At 64.2% G+C, this 17,254-nt stretch carries 18 protein-coding genes and 1 tRNA gene; 15 read left to right on the top strand and 4 right to left on the bottom strand.

Annotated elements, in window-relative coordinates:
• The first annotated feature begins 134 nt into the window (after positions 1 to 134).
• Entirely contained in the window at positions 135 to 545 is a 411-nt protein-coding gene (locus HRU71_13070; protein QOJ05011.1) for a tetratricopeptide repeat protein, read from the top strand.
• Between the two features lie 585 nt (positions 546 to 1,130).
• Here HRU71_13070 and HRU71_13075 read toward each other — a convergent pair.
• The 4 genes from HRU71_13075 to HRU71_13090 all read right to left on the bottom strand — a co-directional run bounded on the left by HRU71_13075 (position 1,131) and on the right by HRU71_13090 (position 5,257).
• Positions 1,131 to 1,202, bottom strand: a tRNA-Gly gene (locus HRU71_13075).
• 439 nt (positions 1,203 to 1,641) lie between these two features.
• Positions 1,642 to 2,124, bottom strand: coding sequence for a 2-amino-4-hydroxy-6-hydroxymethyldihydropteridine diphosphokinase (gene folK / locus HRU71_13080; GenBank protein QOJ05012.1), 483 nt, complete (start codon positions 2,122 to 2,124; stop codon positions 1,642 to 1,644).
• A gap of 17 nt (positions 2,125 to 2,141) precedes the next feature.
• The gene (locus HRU71_13085) at positions 2,142 to 3,314 is read right to left on the bottom strand and encodes an LL-diaminopimelate aminotransferase (GenBank protein QOJ04363.1); all 1,173 of its coding nucleotides are present in this window, start codon (positions 3,312 to 3,314) and stop codon (positions 2,142 to 2,144) included.
• Between the two features lie 122 nt (positions 3,315 to 3,436).
• Positions 3,437 to 5,257, bottom strand: coding sequence for a glycosyltransferase family 39 protein (locus tag HRU71_13090; protein QOJ04364.1), 1,821 nt, complete (start codon positions 5,255 to 5,257; stop codon positions 3,437 to 3,439).
• Between the two features lie 75 nt (positions 5,258 to 5,332).
• Between HRU71_13090 and HRU71_13095 the strand changes: the two genes are divergently transcribed.
• From HRU71_13095 to HRU71_13160, 14 genes are all read left to right on the top strand, one after another.
• Positions 5,333 to 5,695 (top strand): hypothetical protein, encoded by a 363-nt coding sequence (locus HRU71_13095; GenBank protein ID QOJ04365.1) that lies wholly within the window; start codon positions 5,333 to 5,335, stop codon positions 5,693 to 5,695.
• A 164-nt stretch (positions 5,696 to 5,859) separates the two neighbouring features.
• Positions 5,860 to 6,072, top strand: coding sequence for a sulfur carrier protein ThiS (gene thiS, locus HRU71_13100; GenBank protein ID QOJ04366.1), 213 nt, complete (start codon positions 5,860 to 5,862; stop codon positions 6,070 to 6,072).
• Between the two features lie 29 nt (positions 6,073 to 6,101).
• The gene (locus HRU71_13105; protein ID QOJ04367.1) at positions 6,102 to 6,914 is read left to right on the top strand and encodes a thiazole synthase; all 813 of its coding nucleotides are present in this window, start codon (positions 6,102 to 6,104) and stop codon (positions 6,912 to 6,914) included.
• A gap of 111 nt (positions 6,915 to 7,025) precedes the next feature.
• Positions 7,026 to 7,715 (top strand): hypothetical protein, encoded by a 690-nt coding sequence (locus HRU71_13110; protein ID QOJ04368.1) that lies wholly within the window; start codon positions 7,026 to 7,028, stop codon positions 7,713 to 7,715.
• Between the two features lie 175 nt (positions 7,716 to 7,890).
• Complete coding sequence (rpmF, locus tag HRU71_13115) at positions 7,891 to 8,076, top strand: 50S ribosomal protein L32 (protein ID QOJ04369.1); 186 nt, start codon at positions 7,891 to 7,893, stop codon at positions 8,074 to 8,076.
• A gap of 9 nt (positions 8,077 to 8,085) precedes the next feature.
• Positions 8,086 to 9,087 (top strand): phosphate acyltransferase PlsX, encoded by a 1,002-nt coding sequence (gene plsX / locus HRU71_13120; protein ID QOJ04370.1) that lies wholly within the window; start codon positions 8,086 to 8,088, stop codon positions 9,085 to 9,087.
• Entirely contained in the window at positions 9,080 to 10,075 is a 996-nt protein-coding gene (locus HRU71_13125; GenBank protein QOJ04371.1) for a ketoacyl-ACP synthase III, read from the top strand. Before plsX ends, HRU71_13125 begins: the two co-directional genes overlap by 8 nt.
• A gap of 80 nt (positions 10,076 to 10,155) precedes the next feature.
• Complete coding sequence (fabD, locus tag HRU71_13130; GenBank protein ID QOJ04372.1) at positions 10,156 to 11,094, top strand: ACP S-malonyltransferase; 939 nt, start codon at positions 10,156 to 10,158, stop codon at positions 11,092 to 11,094.
• Between the two features lie 57 nt (positions 11,095 to 11,151).
• Positions 11,152 to 11,901 (top strand): 3-oxoacyl-[acyl-carrier-protein] reductase, encoded by a 750-nt coding sequence (gene fabG / locus HRU71_13135; protein QOJ04373.1) that lies wholly within the window; start codon positions 11,152 to 11,154, stop codon positions 11,899 to 11,901.
• Positions 11,902 to 11,994: 93 nt separating this feature from the next.
• A complete protein-coding gene (gene acpP, locus HRU71_13140; protein ID QOJ05013.1) occupies positions 11,995 to 12,246 on the top strand; it encodes an acyl carrier protein in 252 nt (83 codons plus the stop codon).
• A 90-nt stretch (positions 12,247 to 12,336) separates the two neighbouring features.
• Positions 12,337 to 13,584 carry a beta-ketoacyl-ACP synthase II gene (fabF, locus tag HRU71_13145; protein QOJ04374.1) on the top strand — a complete coding sequence of 416 codons (1,248 nt, stop codon included), beginning with the start codon at positions 12,337 to 12,339 and terminating at the stop codon, positions 13,582 to 13,584.
• 274 nt (positions 13,585 to 13,858) lie between these two features.
• A complete protein-coding gene (locus HRU71_13150; protein ID QOJ01969.1) occupies positions 13,859 to 14,764 on the top strand; it encodes a hypothetical protein in 906 nt (301 codons plus the stop codon).
• Positions 14,765 to 14,785: 21 nt separating this feature from the next.
• Positions 14,786 to 15,628 (top strand): hypothetical protein, encoded by an 843-nt coding sequence (locus tag HRU71_13155; protein QOJ04375.1) that lies wholly within the window; start codon positions 14,786 to 14,788, stop codon positions 15,626 to 15,628.
• Entirely contained in the window at positions 15,625 to 17,253 is a 1,629-nt protein-coding gene (locus tag HRU71_13160; GenBank protein ID QOJ04376.1) for a general secretion pathway protein GspK, read from the top strand. Before HRU71_13155 ends, HRU71_13160 begins: the two co-directional genes overlap by 4 nt.
• Position 17,254 lies beyond the last annotated feature (1 nt).

Consider the following 17,254-nt stretch of genomic DNA (forward strand, 5'->3'; position numbering starts at 1 on the left):
AATGCCGGAACACAGGTCGCAGCGCAGCCGGGCAAGGTCAGAATCGGAAATACCGCTCCGGGGCTGCCGCCGGCCGAAGGAGGATGCAGATGTATGCCCCGAATCGGGGCCGGCGATGCCGGCGGGCGGCCGGCATGTCGGCGATTGTGTGGGCCCTTGCGACCGCCTCTCTCGCGCAGGACACGCTGTGGGAGACCTACATAAATGAGGCTGGCGCGGCGGAACAACATGCGCAGTACGACAAGGCGCTCCGACTCTATAAGCTCGCCCTTGAAGAAGCGGAGAAGTTCGGCCCCACCGATCAGCGGCTGGCGACCAGCCTGAACAACCTGGCGGAGCTGTACCGCACCCAGGGCGACTACGCCAGGGCCGAGCCGCTGCACAAGCGCTCGCTGGCGATCCTGGAGAAGGCCCTCGGCCCCGACCACCCCGACGTGGCGACCAGCCTGGAAAACTACGCCGCGCTGCTTCGAGCGACGAAGAGAGAGGCCGAAGCGAAGGAGTTCGAGAAACGCGCCGCGGCCATCCGCGCGAAAAGACGATAGCCGGCACGGCCGCATCCGCTCCTCGAGCATCGGCGCGTGCCAGGGCTGGTTCGGACCGCTGTGCGGTGAAGATCGTTCTGGGCCGAGGGGGAACCGGCCTGGGCGGATGATGGGTTCTGCGCCGCGGAGGATGGCCGAGCGGGGGTGGTTGGCCCTTTCCCGGCGGGCAGTCAGTACGCGGCGTTCGTGAGCGCTGCGGCCGCGACGGACACGTGCGGGGCGTACAACACGAGCGTCGTGTGAGCTTTTGCGGTCTTAGCGGGCGCTGCGGGGCATCCGGCGGGGCGGCGGTGAAAAGTTGGAGCTGAATCATCGCCCAGACCTGGCGGCTGACGAATGGGCGGACGGCATCCACGTGCTCCTGCGGGACCGGTCGAACCGGCGCGCTTTCACGGGCCTCGCTCCGGCCGCATCGCCGACCACGACGCCGCGGCTGCGGGCGAGCGGTCCGAGCTGGAAGCCGTCCAGCGCGAGCTTGAAGCCGTCGTGCGGAACCGCGAACCGGACGAAGACGAACGGGCAATCGCCGAAGCCGAACGCCGGGGGGCCTCACAACTATCGAGGGGCGGCGTGATTTACAACTATAGCGGGCGATGGGATTCGAACCCACGACGTCCAGCTTGGGAAGCTGGCATTCTGCCACTGAATTACGCCCGCATTTCTAAATCCAGCATCGATGGACACGTACGAGACCTGGGCCGATCCATGTCACCCCTTTGGTTTGCGTTTTTTGCCCGCTGCTGATAACAGTTCGAGCGCAGGATTAGCAACATGGCAATTTACCTGCCGGTTGCCAGGTTGGCAAGGGTGGAAGTAAGCCCCAAAATCCTGACGAGCAGCGCGTGCCCCGCTTCCGTCGCGAGCGCCACCCTGGTGGAAGTAAGCCCCAAAATCCTGACGAGCAGCGCCATGCCCTTGGATCCCAGCTTCCTGGCCACCGGCGTGGGCGGCTTGGAAACGCTACATATCCCGGGTGTACGGCGCCTTTTTTTACCCAGCAATCATCAAGGGAAATCGCATATAGCCCCCGAGATGAAGCGCACTTCTCACGCAAGAGGCGACGGGCCTTTCGCGGAATTCCCAGATGAACCTCAAATCAAATATCCGTGGCGGGAGATTCCCCGCTGCCGATCCGCGCCAACAGTTCGGTCGCGTTTTGGTCGAGAGCGGGGTGGACCCAGTCGGGCGCGATCTCGGCCAGCGGCTCCATGACAAACCGCCGCTCGTGCATCAGCGGATGGGGGATCATCAGCTCCGGCGTCGAATGAATCTCGTCGTCAAACGCGAGAATGTCCAGGTCGATCGTGCGCGGGCCGTGATGCACCTCGCGCTGGCGCTGGAGGGAGTCCTCGATCCGCCGGCAGACGTGAAGCAGCCGATGGGCCGTCAGCGTCGTGCGCACCTGTGCGACGGCGTTGAGGTACTTGCCCTGGCCCTCGGGGCCGCCGATCGGCTCCGTCTCGTAGAGGGCGGATGTTTTCACGACGTCTATTTCGCGCGTGGCCTCCAGCGCGTTCAGGGCCGCCGAGATGTTTTTCTCGCGATTGCCCAGGTTCGATCCCAGGCCGATGAAGGCGATGTGCCGCGCTGGTCCGCTCACCACGTCATCTCCGCCAGCCGCCGTCCCGCCGCCTGAATCCGATCCACTTCCACCGTGAGCGCGAACCGTACGAACCCCTCTCCGGCCGGGCCAAAGCCGACGCCAGGAATCGCGACGATCGCCGCCTCCTCCAGCAGCCGCGACGCGCAGCCCATCGAATCAAGGCCTGCCGGGCATTTCGCCCAGACGAAAAACGTCGCCCGCGGCAGGTCCACTTTGAACCCCGCGCGATTCAGCGCCGGCACCAGTGCATCGCGCCGCGCCTTGTACGTCTCGCGGATCGCGCTCACCTCCGGCCGGTCGATCTGCTCCAGCGCGGTCGCGCCGGCCTGTTGAATCGCGCCGAACGCGCCGCTGTCCATGTTGCCCTTGACCTTCGCCAGGGCCGCCAGCACGTCAGGATTGCCCGCGGCGAAGGCAATTCGCCAACCGGTCATGTTGAACGTTTTGCTCAACGAGTGCATCTCGATGCAGACATCTTTCGCGCCTGGCACTTGCAGGATCGACGGCGGACGATCCGCGGGGTCAAAAAACGTTTCGCTGTACGGCGCGTCGGAGCAGATGAGAAAGTCATGCTTGCGCGCCAGCGCGACGGCCCGTACATAGAACGAAAGCGGCGCGACGGCTCCGGTCGGGTTGTTTGGATAATTCACGAACATCAGTTTTGTCTTCGCGAATACGTCGGCGGGGATCGCGTCGAGATCGGGAAGGAACCCGCGCGATTCGGTCAGCGGCATCAGGTGCGGCACGCCGCCGGCGAAGATCGTCGCGGCGTGGTAGACGGGGTAGGCCGGCGTGGGCACGAGCGCGACATCGCCGGGGTTGAGCACGGCCAGCGGCAGATGGCCCAAGCCCTCCTTGCTGCCGATGAGCGCGAGGATATCGACAGCCGGGTCGAGGTTGACGCCGAATCGCGATTTGAACCAGGCGGCGGCCGCGTTCTTGAATTCAGGAAAACCCGCGTCGTAGGGGTATCGGTGGTTCTTCGGGTCGTAGATCGTCCTGGCCATGCGGTCGATGATGAACGTCGGCGTGGGGCGGTCGGGGTCGCCGACGCCGAAGTCGATCACGTCCTTGCCGGCGGCGATGGCGGCGCGTTTCTTGCGGTCGATCTCGATGAAGAGATAAGGGGGAAGCTGGTCGAGTCGGCTGGCGCGTTGAAAGGGCATGGTGGCGGCGATCTCCATCGTGGTTGAATCGTCGGTCGGATTTTCGCGCGGGCCGCGTTGGGAGTCAAAGGGAAAGGGAGGCGAATCGAGTCAGTGTATCCGCGTCGCGGCGAGGCTCCATTCTACAAATCGTTTTGCGCCGGCGTACGCGGCAGCATCAATTCCACATCGCGGTTCATTGCCGGGAACGAGAGCTTGATGGAGTCGGTGGCGCGCGGCGGGCATTCGGGATAGGCGTACACGCGCAGCTCGACATCGCGCCACGCCGGGTCGTTGCAGCGCAGCGGCTGTTTCGCGATGAGTTTGAAACGCGCGTCGGTCGCGAGCAGGTCGCGCAGCATCTGCCGCGGCGGCGGATCCGCGTCGCGATAGGGTGTGTCGGGCAGTTGCGACTCGATGACGAGGTAACGAATGCCGTAGCGGTTGAGCAGGTCGACGATCTCGCCGGGGGTGTTGACGAATTGCTGGTAATTGTATTTTTCCCGCGCCGCCCGGGCGTAGAGCACCTTGCTCGCGCGCAGCGGAATGATCCGCTCGCGCGTCGATGGGTTGCGATAGGCGTCGAGGATGAACTGCCCGTCGCGCACGGCATCGACCAGCACCACGTCGGCATCGGGCCGCTCGGCCAGCGCGGCGACGGCGCTGGTGTAATCCGGCAGGGGGCCGGTGTCCTTCTGGAGGCTCAACGCGGCTTGCGCGACAACCAGCAGCGTCAGGAGGACGAGGCGCGGGCCGTCGGTCCGCCACGCCAGCGGTCGATCGGTCGAATCGGCTTCATCCCTGCGGCCGGCGCGCATCAGGAATCGCGGCGCGGCGAGGCACAGTGGAGCGATGGAGAAGAAGAAGTACCGCGGCTCCTTCGCGGCGATGACGAGCGAGAAGCCGGTCCACGCGACGAACCAGAGCAGGATCAGGCCGCGCGGCCCGCGCCACGTGCCGATCAGCAGCGTGAGGAAGCCTAAAGCGGCGATGGGCAGCAGCGGCCAGCCGAGGATCTCCGCGGGCCAGTGCGCCATGCCGGAGAAGTCGAGATTGGGCTTCAAGAGCAGCACCGGCAGCGCGGCGTAGGGCCGCGCGAATGCGGAGTATGTCGCAATAACGGCACTTGAAATGCCCAGCGAAATCCACATCGTGGGACGGGCGAGATACGCCGGGTGTTGCGAAGTCGCCAACGAGGACGCCGGAAGCCCATCCATGGCGGACGGTCGCTTTTGGGATTTCGCTGATTCCGGTTCGCGCTTGCTGCGCCGCGCCTCCCGCCACGCACGAACGTCCTCGATCAGTGCGTGCAGCAGCATCACCGGCAGAATGAATCCGGCGGTCTGCTTCGTCAGGAACGCCATCACGACGGCCGCGCCCCATGCCAGCGTCCACCACGGCCGCCGCGTGTCGCGATCTTTCTGATAGGCATAAAGCGCCGCGAGAATCCAGAACGTCGCCGGCCATTCCAGCATGACATCGGCCAGCCACAAGCGACCGTGCGGACAGGTCACGAGAAGCAGCGCGGCGAACAGGCCGGTGGCGCGATCGAACCATCGCCGGCCAAGCGCATATGCCAATTGCGTCGCGCCGAGCGCGAACAGCAGTACCGTCAACCTTGCCGCGAAAACGCTTACGCCAAGGATCGAAAAGATGCCTGCCTCGACCATCGCGTAGCCCGGCGGATAGTAGACGATGATGCCGAGGATCGGATGGCGCAGGTAGAACTGCTCGGCCCATTGCCGCGCCGCCTCCAGGGGCTGCGCGCGAAGAAACTCCAGCAGGAACACGCCGTCGAAGAGGTGGTTCGGCGCGTCGGACCAGCCCAACCCGCCCTGCGCGATGCGCGGCAGGCCGATGGCGAGCGTCGCGAGGAATACGATCGCCTTGCAGGCGCGATCGATGCGCCGCGCGGCGCTCGTCACGCCGCCGGTCAGGTCTTCGATGGAATGTTCGTTCGCCAAACCAACCTCCGGCACGAGTCGTGCCTAATAGAGTATCGGCTCGACGATCCTCGCGATTCGTCCGACAATGGACGTGTGCTTGCTCTGCTTTCAGTCTGGATCGCGCTGGGTTGTTTGATCACGGCCGTCGTGTTGTGCTTCTGGCGCGGGCCTGATCTGGAAGCCGTGCTGACGATCATGCCGTACACGGTCGCCTTGAGCGTGACGCTGGCGTCGGCGGTGTTGTGGGGCCTGCGGAAGGATCGCAGCAATGACGCGGCCGTCGCGGGCCGGCGGCTTCAGGCGGTCGCCGCCATCCTGCTGAACAGCCTGACGTTCGCGATCCTGCTGGTGCTGCTTCACGGCGTGGTCGATGCGGCCATCGGGATCGTGGTGGAGTTCGCGTTTCTCGCGTTCGTATACTGGTTCTACACGCGCGTGCTGGTGCGGGAGACGTGAGCGGTCCAAGGAGCCGATGGCGCAAGCCATCGAACTCGGTTGTGCCTGGAGGGTCGGATCTGAACGTGTCCGGTGCACCGTCGGATCGAACGGGGTTCTCGGCTACAATCCCGCGTCGTACGACTTAGACGGCGAGCCTGCTCGCGGGCGATCGCGGCAACGATATGATCAAAACCACCATTCAAATCACCGTGAACGGCGAATCGGTCGCGCTCGACGCGCCGGCCACCGTGGCGACCTTGATCGCGAAGCGTCAGCCGCGCCCGCCGTTCGCCGTGGAGGTGAACAAGAAACTCGTCCGCCGCGCGTCGTATGAGGCGACCCCTCTCGCGAACGGCGACACGGTGGAAATCGTAACCCTGGTCGGCGGCGGGTAACCGCTCACTCGGGAAAGAGGCCTGACGCCATGGATCCGCAATCGTTGAAAATCGGCGACTTGTCTTTTCGCTCGCGCTTGTTCGTCGGCACGGGCAAGTACGCGACGTATGAGCTGATGCGCGAGTGCCTCGCCGCCAGCGGCTGCGAAGTCGTCACCGTCGCCGTGCGGCGCGAGCGCCTGTTCGACGCGCAGAACCGCAGCCTGCTTGATTTCATCGACACGAAGAGATACACGATCCTGCCGAACACGGCCGGTTGTTTCACCGCTGACGATGCCATACGTGTGGCACGACTGGGGCGCGAGCTGCTCGAACAGATCAACAACCCCGGCGCGAACTGGGTCAAAGTCGAGGTGCTGCACGACAAGAAGACGCTCCTCCCTGATCCGCTCGGCACGCTCGAGGCGACGCGCGAACTGCTCAAGGACGGCTTCAAGGTGATGGTCTACACCAGCGACGACGTCGCCGCTGCGTGTCGACTCAAGGAGGCCGGCGCGACCAGCGTCATGCCCGCCGGCAGCCCGATCGGCAGCGGCCAGGGCATTCTCAACCCCAACAACATCCGCATCATTCTGGAGATGCTCAAGGAGGGAGACCCGGATTACCCCGTCATCGTCGATGCCGGCGTCGGAACAGCCAGTGACGTGACCCGCGCCATGGAACTGGGCGCCGACGGCGTCCTGCTCAACACCGGTATCGCCTCGGCGAATGACCCGGTCGCCATGGCCGTCGCCATGAAACACGCACTGACCGCCGGCTACTTCGCCGCCCGCGCCGGCCGCATCCCGCGAAAGCTTTACGCCAGCGCGAGCTCGCCCGTCGAGGGGACGATTGTTTATTAGCAGTGGTCAGTGGATAGTAGCAGACGGTTGGCATGGCTCTGCGGCCATCAATGGGCACGCTTGTAGAAGAGCTCGGTCCGGCGTGGCACCGGCGGAAATGATTGGGGCACTATGCTCAAGTCCATTCGATGGTTCCGATATCTGCTGGGGATGGCGGTCCTCGGCGTTGGCATCGGCTACGGCGTGAATCAGTTCGGCGCGGCCGAGTTGAAGCGTCTGTCGGCGCAGGTCGAGCAGGAGCGGCGCGAGAAGGAGAAACTCGCCGCCTTCGCGCGGCGGCTTAGCGCGTCGCGTCGCGCCGCGCAGATCGACGTGATCGACCAGCGCAAGGACTCGACCGGCCGGATCGTTACGACGCTTCGCTGGCAGGAGATCGCGCCCGATGGGCGACTCGCTTCGCCACAGGTGGTCGAGGTCGTCGGCCAGCTTGTCTATTTCGAGGGGTTGGTCATCAAGTTCGAACCGGAGCTGGTCGGCGGCGACGACGCAGCCCGCGGCGAGAGCCTTGTGATGTTCCGCCGGGTCTTTGGCGAGGCGCAGCCGCCCGGAATGGGCTATGAACTCGGCGGCGGCCGAGCGCCCGAATCGATCGCCGGCGATTCCGAGGAAGCGAAGCTGTGGCGGCGTTTCTGGCAATTGGTCGATGACCCGCGCATGGCGGCGCAGCATGGCGTGCGCGTGGCGCAGGTCGAGGCGCCAGCCGTTCCGGTGAAAAAGGGCGAGACGTGGGAGGCACGAATCGACGCGGCGGGGGGTATCAACTTGCGAAAGCTTCATGCGGCGATTCGCGCTCCGGGTTGATTCAGAAGACGCGAGATCGTTGCAGCGTAAGGCGCGTTTCATGTTTGGCCGGGCAAAACGGGCCTAAGTTTCTGGCTGAAAACAGCTTGCGTGCGAAATCGGCGCTTGACAACGCTGCGATTCGGTCCTAAATTGCGAGATTCGACCAAGAGGCAAAAGACTCACAGGTGACAGAATGGTTCCAGCCAGACGTAGCTCCAAGTCCATGACCCGCAAGCGCCGAGCGCATCACGCGCTGAAGGCGGCGAATCTGCCGGCCTGCCCGAAATGCGGCGCGGCGAAGCGCCCCCACCGGGCCTGTTCGAACTGCGGATACGTGAACAACAAGATTGCGCTCAAGATCAAGACCGAAGAGGAGTAGCACCGGCCCATGCGGATCGCCATTGATGCGATGGGGGGCGACCATGCTCCGGCCGAGATTGTTCGCGGCGCGGTGGAGGGCCTTTCTTACTTAGGCCCTGGTGACGAGCTTATCCTGCTGGGCAAGGAAGACCTCGTCCGCGCTCACCTCGGCAACGACGCCTCCAACAAGCAAATCGCCATTCAACACTGCCCCGAAGTCATCGAGATGGACGACTCGCCGGTCGAGGCGCTTCGCCAGAAAAAGAACTCCTCGATCATGATCATGGCGAAGCTCGCCTCCGAGCGCGCGGTTGATGCCGTCATCAGCGCCGGCAACACCGGCGCTTGTGCTGCGGCCTGCCAGCTCAAGATGCGCACGCTCGCCGGCTTGCAGCGCCCGGGCATCGCCGTCGTGCTGCCCTCGTTTCACGGGCCGCTGACGGTGTGCGATGTCGGGGCCAACGTCGCGCCGAAGCCGCACCATTTGTTGCAATACGCCCAGATGGCGTCGGCCTACGCCGAGGCGGTGTTGAAGATCAAAGGCCCGCGCGTCGGCCTGCTCTCAATCGGCAGCGAGGAGGTCAAGGGCAGCCCCCTGGTGAAGCAGACGCACGAACTGCTCAAGCAGGATCCGTCGGTTAATTTCGTCGGCAACATCGAAGGGCGCGAGCTGTTCAACGGCGCGTGCGAAGTGGCCGTGTGCGACGGGTTCGTGGGCAACGTCGTGTTGAAGCTGGTGGAGGGGCTAAGCCACGGCATTTTTGAAACGATCAAGCATGAGATCGAGCAGGAAGACGCCGAATTGGCTCATCGTTTCGAGCCGGTCGTCAAGAAAATCTGGGCGCGCCACGACTACAGCGAATACGGCGGCGCGCCGCTGCTGGGGGTCGATGGCGTCTGCATCATCTGCCACGGCAGCAGCGATCGTCGCGCGATCAAGAACGCCGTCCGCGTCAGCGTGGATTACGTCAAATCCGGCGTCAACGAGATGATTCTAAGCCGGCTCACGGAGGAAGTGGCGAATGCCTAGACCGCTCGGCGTCAAGATCAGCGGATCGGGCTGCGCGGTTCCCGAGCGCGTCCTGCCGAATCAATACTTCGTCGAACGGCTCGATACGACCGACGAGTGGATTCGCGAACGGACCGGCATCCTCGAACGCCGCATCTGCTCCGAGAAGGAAAGCACCGCCACCTTGGCGACGGCCGCCGCGCGCGATGCCCTGGCCGACGCCGGGATGACGCCCGAGGACATCGACCTGATCATCGTCAGCACGATCACGCCGGAATGCCCGTTTCCGTCGACGGCCTGTTTTGTGCAGGAGGCGTTGACCAAGCGGACGATTCCCGCGTTTGATCTTGCTGCCGCGTGCAGCGGGTTCATTTACGGTTTCATCACCGCGACGAGCCTGCTTCAGACCGGCACGTTTCGGAACATCCTCGTGATCGGTGCCGAGACGATGTCACGCATCACCGACTACGAAGATCGTGCGACGTGCATCCTCTTCGGCGATGGCGCCGGCGCCGTGGTGCTGTCGGCCGTGCCCGATGCGTCCGGTCCGGCCCTGTTGCATCACAAGATGCACGCCGAGGGCAATGGTTTCTCCATGCTGTGCGTGCCGGGCGGCGGATCGCGAACCCCCGCCTCGCAAATGACGATCAATGAGCGGCTGCACTACATCAAGATGCAGGGCCGTGAAGTCTACAAACTGGCGGTTAAGCGAAACCTGGAACTGGTCGAGTCGACGCTCAAAGAAGTCGGCGTCAAGCCGGACGAGCTGGCCATTGTCATACCGCACCAGTCGAACCTTCGGATCATCGAAAGCGTCCGGGAGCGACTCGGCCTGCCGCCGGAGCGCATGTTTTGCAATATCCAGAAGTATGGAAACACGTCCGCCGCGTCGGTGCCGCTGGGGCTGAACGAGTGCCGCAAGACCGGCCGCGTCAAATCCGGCGATCTCGTGCTGATGGTCGCGTTCGGTGCCGGTTTGACCTGGGGGTCGGTGCTGATTCGCGTTTGAGTGTAACAACTTTCGGGTGGATGCGCCCGCCGGGCGCGAGCGATTCGCAACCCGCGACTCGGGCATGGTGAGGTTCAACCTTGAGTAAGACAGCGATCATTTTCCCCGGACAGGGCGCCCAGCAGGTGGGCATGGGCAAGGATATCGCCGAGGCCTCGAGCGAGGCCCGCGCGGTCTTCGAACAGGCCGACGACCTCCTGAAGCTCCCGCTGTCGCGCCTGTGCTTCGACGGTCCGGCCGACCGGCTGAATGCCACAGATATGTCACAGCCCGCGATCTTTGTCACCTCCGTCGCCATCTGGCGCGCGATGCTGGCCAACGGCCTGGCCGACGAATTCGCGCCGCAAGCCATGGCCGGCCTCTCCCTCGGTGAGTACACGGCCCTGCACCTGGCAGGCTGGATCGGCTTCGAAGAAGGCCTGAAACTGGTTGCCAGGCGTGGCCGGCTGATGCAGGATGCAGCCGAGGCGTCCCAGGGAGGCATGGTCTCGGTCCTGGGTCTTGACGAGGCGCGGACAGCCGAGCTTTGCAAAGAGGCTGCACAAGGGGAAGTCCTTGTGCCAGCGAACTTTAACTGCCCTGGTCAGATTGTGATTTCCGGTGCGGCGACGGCGTGTGCGCGTGCGGTTGCCTTGGCCGAGAAGTACGGCGCACGGATGGTTCCGCTGGCGGTGGCGGGGGCATTTCACTCGTCGCTGATGGAACCGGCCGCTGCGGGGCTGGAATCCGCCTTGCGGGCCGTCCCGATCGTGAAAGGGCCGCTGGGAGTGGTATCAAATGTCTCGGCGGACTATCATGCGACCCCTGATACGGTTCGGACCCTGCTGCGGGACCAGGTGGCGCAGCCGATTCGTTGGCAGGCCTCGATGGAGCGTCTGATCGCCGACGGGTTCGAGCGATTCGTGGAAGTCGGCCCCGGCCGAGTGCTGACGGGTCTGATGAAAAAGATCAACCGCAAGGTGACGGCGCTGAATTTTTCAACGGCGGCGTCGCTGGTGCGAGATTCGGCATCGGTGTGAGGCGAGTCGGCCTGACCCCCAACGAGCGGGCCAGGCCCGTAAGAAAGTGTGTTGTCCATGGCGGACTTGATCGACCGAGTGGCAATTGTGACGGGCGGATCGCGCGGCATCGGCCGTGCGACGAGCCTGGCGCTGGCGAAGGCGGGCGCGACGGTGGTGGCCTGTGCCCGCAACACGGAGCGGCTCGGTTCGCTCTCGGCGGAGGCGGCGGACGCGCGCTGCATCGGCAAGATCGTGTCCCGCGCCTTGGACGTGACCGACGCGGTCAAGGTTGAAAAGTGGATCGACGACGTCGCCACCGATCTGGGGCGCATCGACATCCTCGTCAACAACGCCGGCATCACGCGCGACGGGCTGCTCATGAACATGACCGACGAGCAGTTTGACGAAGTGCTGAACACCAATCTGCGCAGCGTGTTCCTCATGACCCGGGCGGCCAGCAAGTACATGGTCCGGGCGCGGTGGGGTCGCATCATCAACATTACGAGCATCAGCGGTGTGATGGGCAATGCCGGGCAGGCGAACTACGCGGCCAGCAAGGCTGGCGTGATCGGTCTGACCAAGAGCGTGGCCAAGGAACTGGCCCGCCGCGGCGTCACGTGCAACGCGATCGCACCGGGTTTCATCAACACCGACATGACGAGCGTCTTGTCTGAAAAGGTCAAGGAGCAGGTCCGCCCGCTGATTCCGCTCCAACGGTTCGGTGAGCCGGAGGAAGTGGCCGCCGCCGTGGCGTTTCTGGCGTCGCCAGCCGCGGGCTACATCAACGGGCAGATTCTGGCCGTTGACGGTGGATTACGGATGTAAGGGCGTGCGGTCGGGTCGGCGCGGGGTCGACCCCGCCGGGCGGATAGGCCGCTCGCCGGAATCAGTGGCCAAAGAAGGGAGATCACAGTGGCAGTGGCTACACAGGAAGAGATCAAGGAAAAGGTCGTCAAAATCGTCGCCGAGCAGATGGGCGTTAAGGAGAGCGAGATCAACATGGAGACCTCGTTCGTCAACGACTTGAACGCCGACTCGCTCGACACGGTGGAGTTGGTCATGGAGTTCGAGGACGAGTTCGAGATCAGCATTCCCGACGAGGAGGCCGAGAAGATCCAGACGGTCGGTCACGCGGTGGAGTACATCGCCAAGCACCAGAAGAAGGAATGACCCGCGTCGCCGATCGTTGCGGAAGGCGTGGTTTGGCGCTGCCGCGCCGGGGTGGCGGAGTGTACTTTCTGATAGAGGGATTGTTCGGGAATGGCTGAACGTCGTCGAGTTGTCATCACGGGAATGGGGCTGATCAGCCCGCTCGGGAACACGCCGGATGTGTTCTGGGAGCGGCTGCTGGCCGGCGAGAGCGGCATCGGTCCGGTCACGCGCATCGACGTCAGCAAGTTCGACGTGCGCTTCGGCGGCGAGTGCCGCGAGTTCAACCCCGAAAACTACCTCGAGAAGAAAGAGATCAAGCGACTGGACCGCTTCGCGCAGATGGCCATGGCTGCCGCGCGGAGCGCGTTCGATTCCAGCGGCCTGGATCGCAACAGGATCGACCCGACGCGTTTCGGCGTCATCATCGGTTCGGGCATCGGCGGCTTGCAGGAGCTGGAAGAGCAGAACCTCCGCTGCCATGAGAAAGGCCCCGACAAAGTCTCGGCCTTCACCATCCCCAAATTGATGGTCAATGCCGCCAGCGGCAACATCTCCATCATGCTCGGCGCCAAGGGGCCGAACACCGCGGTGGCGACGGCCTGTGCCTCGGCCACCAACGCCATGGGCGATGCGATTCACGCCATCCGCCGCAACGACGCCGACGTCATGATCACCGGCGGCTCCGAAGCGGCGCTCACGCGACTTGGCCTGGCCGGTTTCGCCGCGATGAAGGCGCTCTCTTCGCGAAACGACGATCCCAAGCGGGCCTCCCGCCCGTTCGATCGCGATCGCGACGGTTTTGTCATGGCCGAGGGCGCCGGCATTTTTGTGTTTGAAGAACTGGAGCACGCCAAGCGGCGCGGCGCCAGGATCTATTGCGAAGTGCTCGGCTACGGCATGAGCGGCGACGCCAACCACATCACCCAGCCCGATGAACAGGGCAGCGGCGGCGCGGCCGCCATGCGCTACGCCCTGAAAGACGCCGGTCTCAATCCAGACGCCGTCGATTACATCAACGCCCACGGAACGAGCACCCCGCTGGGCGACATTGCCGAGACCATCGCCATCAAGGGCGTGTTCGGCGCCCATGCCTACAAGCTCCGCGTCAGCAGCACCAAGAGCAGCATCGGCCACCTGCTCGGCGCCTCCGGCGGCGTCGAACTCGTCGCCACCGTGATGGCCATCGAGCACGGCGTCATTTCGCCGACCATCAACCTCGAAAACCCCGGCGAAGGCTGCGACCTGAACTACACCCCCCTCAAGCCGCAGGACGCACGCGTCAACGTCGCCATCAGCAACTCCTTCGGCTTCGGCGGCCACAACGCCTGCATCGCCGTCGGCCGGTTCAGCAAGTAAGCGATTCGTCGCACGCGATTTGTGGCAGTGCACCGATTGTCCAACTCGCCAGGCGGGCTGGGCTTACGTTGTCCTTGCACCGGTTCGTGACGAGACTGACCCACTACTACGATCAGTCGTAAGCTCCGCTCCGCGCTATCCTTAAGCAGGAATTCACAGGTCTGGGCGAGACGAGCCTGAATGGAACTTCGTGGCCGATCGGCTGCGACAAAACGGGCTGCTGCGCGTACAAGACGCAGGGGCCTTCGGTCGGCCTTTTACTCGATATACGAGCTTGGGTTACGCGATGGCGGAGCGATCGAAATCCATTGCGAGCGGGCGGGATGCATCGTGGGAGCTGTGCGCGCCGGTGGGTCGCGTACGCGCTCGGCGCGGAGCGGCGCTGCTGGAAGTCGTCCTGTCGGTGTCGATCCTGGTGATCGCGATGGGGATCATCGGATTCGCGTTTCGCAACGGGCAGCTCGACATCGACCGGGCCGAGCTGCGCACCCGTGCGATGATGGCGACCGAGCAGGTATTGACAAACATCGACTTGGCGACGCTGCCGATCATCCAGCAGGCCGAGACGTCGAGCGGCGGACAGTTAACCGATCTTAGTGGCGCGATGGACCTCGACGCGCCGCCGGGCATGAGCTATCGCGTGACGGCCGGCATGGATCCGATGATCCCCGGGGCCGCGCGGGTGCAGGTGGACATTTTCAACGGCGATCCGACTGACGAGAACAGCCCGCTGATACTATCGACGATGGTGCTTCGCGCGCCGCCGCGGCCGATCAACCTCGGTCGGGACTTCGGGCTGTCGGATGAGCAGTTGCAGCAGTTGACGGACGCGATCCCGGGCGGTGCGGCGGTGCTGGATCCGACGGCGGTCGATCCGAAGGAGCTGGCGTCGCTGGATTTAGACATGCTGGCGCAAATCCTCCCGATGCTGATGCAGGCCTTCGGCGGGCAGCTTGGCGAGGCCCAGATGCAGCAGATCATGGAGGCGATCCAGAGCGGCGATCAGAATCAGATCGAGCAGTTGCAGCAGCAGTTGGGCGGCGCCGGGGGGATTCCCGGCGGTCAAGGTGCACAGGGCGGCCAGGGGGGTCGAGGCGGTCAGGGTGGTGCAGGTCAGCCGGGCGGCGGAAATAACGGGATGATGCCGGGGACGCCGCGTCGCGGACAGCGCGGCGGTTGAGCGCAAGCGTGAGGTTGAGGGATGGCGGTGCGAACGCGACGGGCGATGACGGTGCTGGAGCTGCTGCTGGCGATCAGCCTGATTGCGCTCGTGATGATGGTCATGTTCGCGTTTTATGACATTACGTTGTCCGAGCGCGACCGCAGCACGCGGATGATCACGGAGGGGTCGCTGGCGCGAAGGACGGCGTTGAAGATCGCCGATGAGATTCGCTCGTCGAGCGGGTTCCTGGGAAACGGGGATCCCGGCGTGTGGGGGACGGAGCGGTTCCTTTCAATTCAGACGGTTGTATTGCCATCGAAGGAGCAGTTCATCCCGCGAGGGATCGGCGACAACCCGATCGCCGCTCGGTGCGACATCCGCCAGGTGCAGTATTACCTGGCGTACGACTACGACGCGTCGCACGACTACCCGGACGGCACGCAAGGCCCCAAGCCGTTGGGCCTGGCGCGGCGGGAGATCAAGACGCTGAACCAGACGGTGTTGAACGAGGCGCGGCCGGATTCGATCGAGCTGGACCTGCTCGCGCCGGAGCTGAAATACCTGCGGATTCGCTATTTCGACGGTATCGATTGGATCGACAAGTGGGATCTGCGCGGGGGGTTCGGCGGGATGGGCAACTCGTTGCCGCAGGCGGTCGAGGTGACGGTGGGCTACGACGAACTGCCGCCGCCGGATGATCAGGAAATGGATCTTCAGGATTCGGAATTGCAGCCGGCGTTGCCCGAGCCGTTCTCGCGGAAGACGTTCACGGTGCAGGTGAAGCTGCCGCAGGCGGATGTCTTTTTCGGGTCGCGCATGATGCGGGCGCAGCAGCGTGCGTCGCAACTGAACCAGTCTTCGGGCGGGGGGGCGACGCCATGAGACGCCGTCGCGGGCTGATTCTGGTCGTTGTGCTGGTGATGATCGCCCTGCTGTCGCTGCTGGCCGCGAGTTACTCCTTCATGGTGCGCTCGTACACCGACGAGGTGAACTCGCAGCAGGCATCGTTCTACGCGCGCATGGCGGCCGAGAGCGGCATTCAACACGCCATCGTCGTGTTGCGGGCCTACCGAAACGATCCGACGGTGTGGTACGACAATCCCGCGGTATTTCGTGCCGTTCCGGTGACACCGACGCCCCGGCAGGCCGTGCAGAGTAACGAAGCCGTGAACAACAGTTACGATCCGAACGCGCCGCCCGTCTGGCGATTCAACCTCGTCGCGCCGAATCCGTATGAGCCGGCGACGGTGCGGTACGGCGTGACGGATGAAACGTCTCGCCTGGACCTGAATCTCGCCAAGGAGGAACAGCTTCGTCGGCTGTTCGAGTACGCCATCCCGCAGGAGACGACGTCGCCGGTCGATGTGAACGTGCTGGTGGATTCGCTCCTGGACTGGCGGGAGAAGGGCGCCGTGCCGCGGCCCAACGGCGCGAAGGACGAATACTACGCCAAGCTGGAGCCGGGTTATCGCGTGAAGGGGGCGCGCTTCTCGACCATTGAGGAATTGCTGCTCGTCCGCGGGTTTAACGGCTGGGTTCTGTATGGCGAGGACTACAACCAGAACGGCCTGCTCGACCCCAACGAGGATGACGGAGCGAACTCGTTTCCGCCGGACAACGGCGACGGCGTCCTGTACCCCGGCGTGGCGCCTTATCTGACAATCTGGTCGTACGAAGCAAACCTCTCGCGCGACGGTCGGCCGCGCATCAACCTGAACATGAAGGACACGCAGAAATTGCAGGAAGCGCTGGAGGCGGAAATCCCGCCCCACCTTACCAGTTATATCATGGCGGTCCGCACCGGGGGGAAGGCCTTTAACAGTGTTATGAACCTGATCCCGGCACCCGAGCCGGACGAGCTTCCGGAAGAAGAGGCCGCACAACCTGAAGACCCCGCGACAACACAGCCACAGGGGGATCCCGCCTCCTCCCAGCCGGGCGAAGAAAACCCGGCGAGCCAACCGAGTGAAAGTACCGATCAGGGTAGGTCCGAAAAGCAGGCAGCCGGTGCGCCGCCGGTGTTCAAGGATCTGACGCCGGAGCCGCCTCCGGGGACGTATGAGGATCTCCCGTTGATCCTCGACCGGCTGACGACGGATGCGACGCCTGCGATGGCCGGGCGTATCAACGTGAGCACGGCGCCGTTGCCGGTGCTGGCTTCGATCGTGGAACTGACGGACGAGGAGGTTCAGGCGATTTTCGCGGCGCGGCAGCAACTGGATGCGGAGCAGTTGAGTACGCCGGCGTTTCTGGTGACGACGGGGTTGGTGAGTCCGTACAAGTTCCGGCGGATTCTCCCGAAGATCACCTCGTCCTCGGCGGTGTTCACGGTGGACGCGGTGGGTTATGGAGATCACACAGGCGTGACGCAGCGAATCAAAGCGGTGTTGGAGATGCGCGGGCCAGTGGCCCAGGTGCGTTATTACCGCAATTTGAGCAGCTTGGGGACGGCGTATCTGCCGCACGTGGTTGAGCAGCGCGCGCTGACCGGTCGAGGGGGGCGGTGAG

It is taken from the genome of Planctomycetia bacterium (genome assembly GCA_015200345.1).
GTDB lineage: Bacteria > Planctomycetota > Phycisphaerae > UBA1845 > UTPLA1 > PLA3.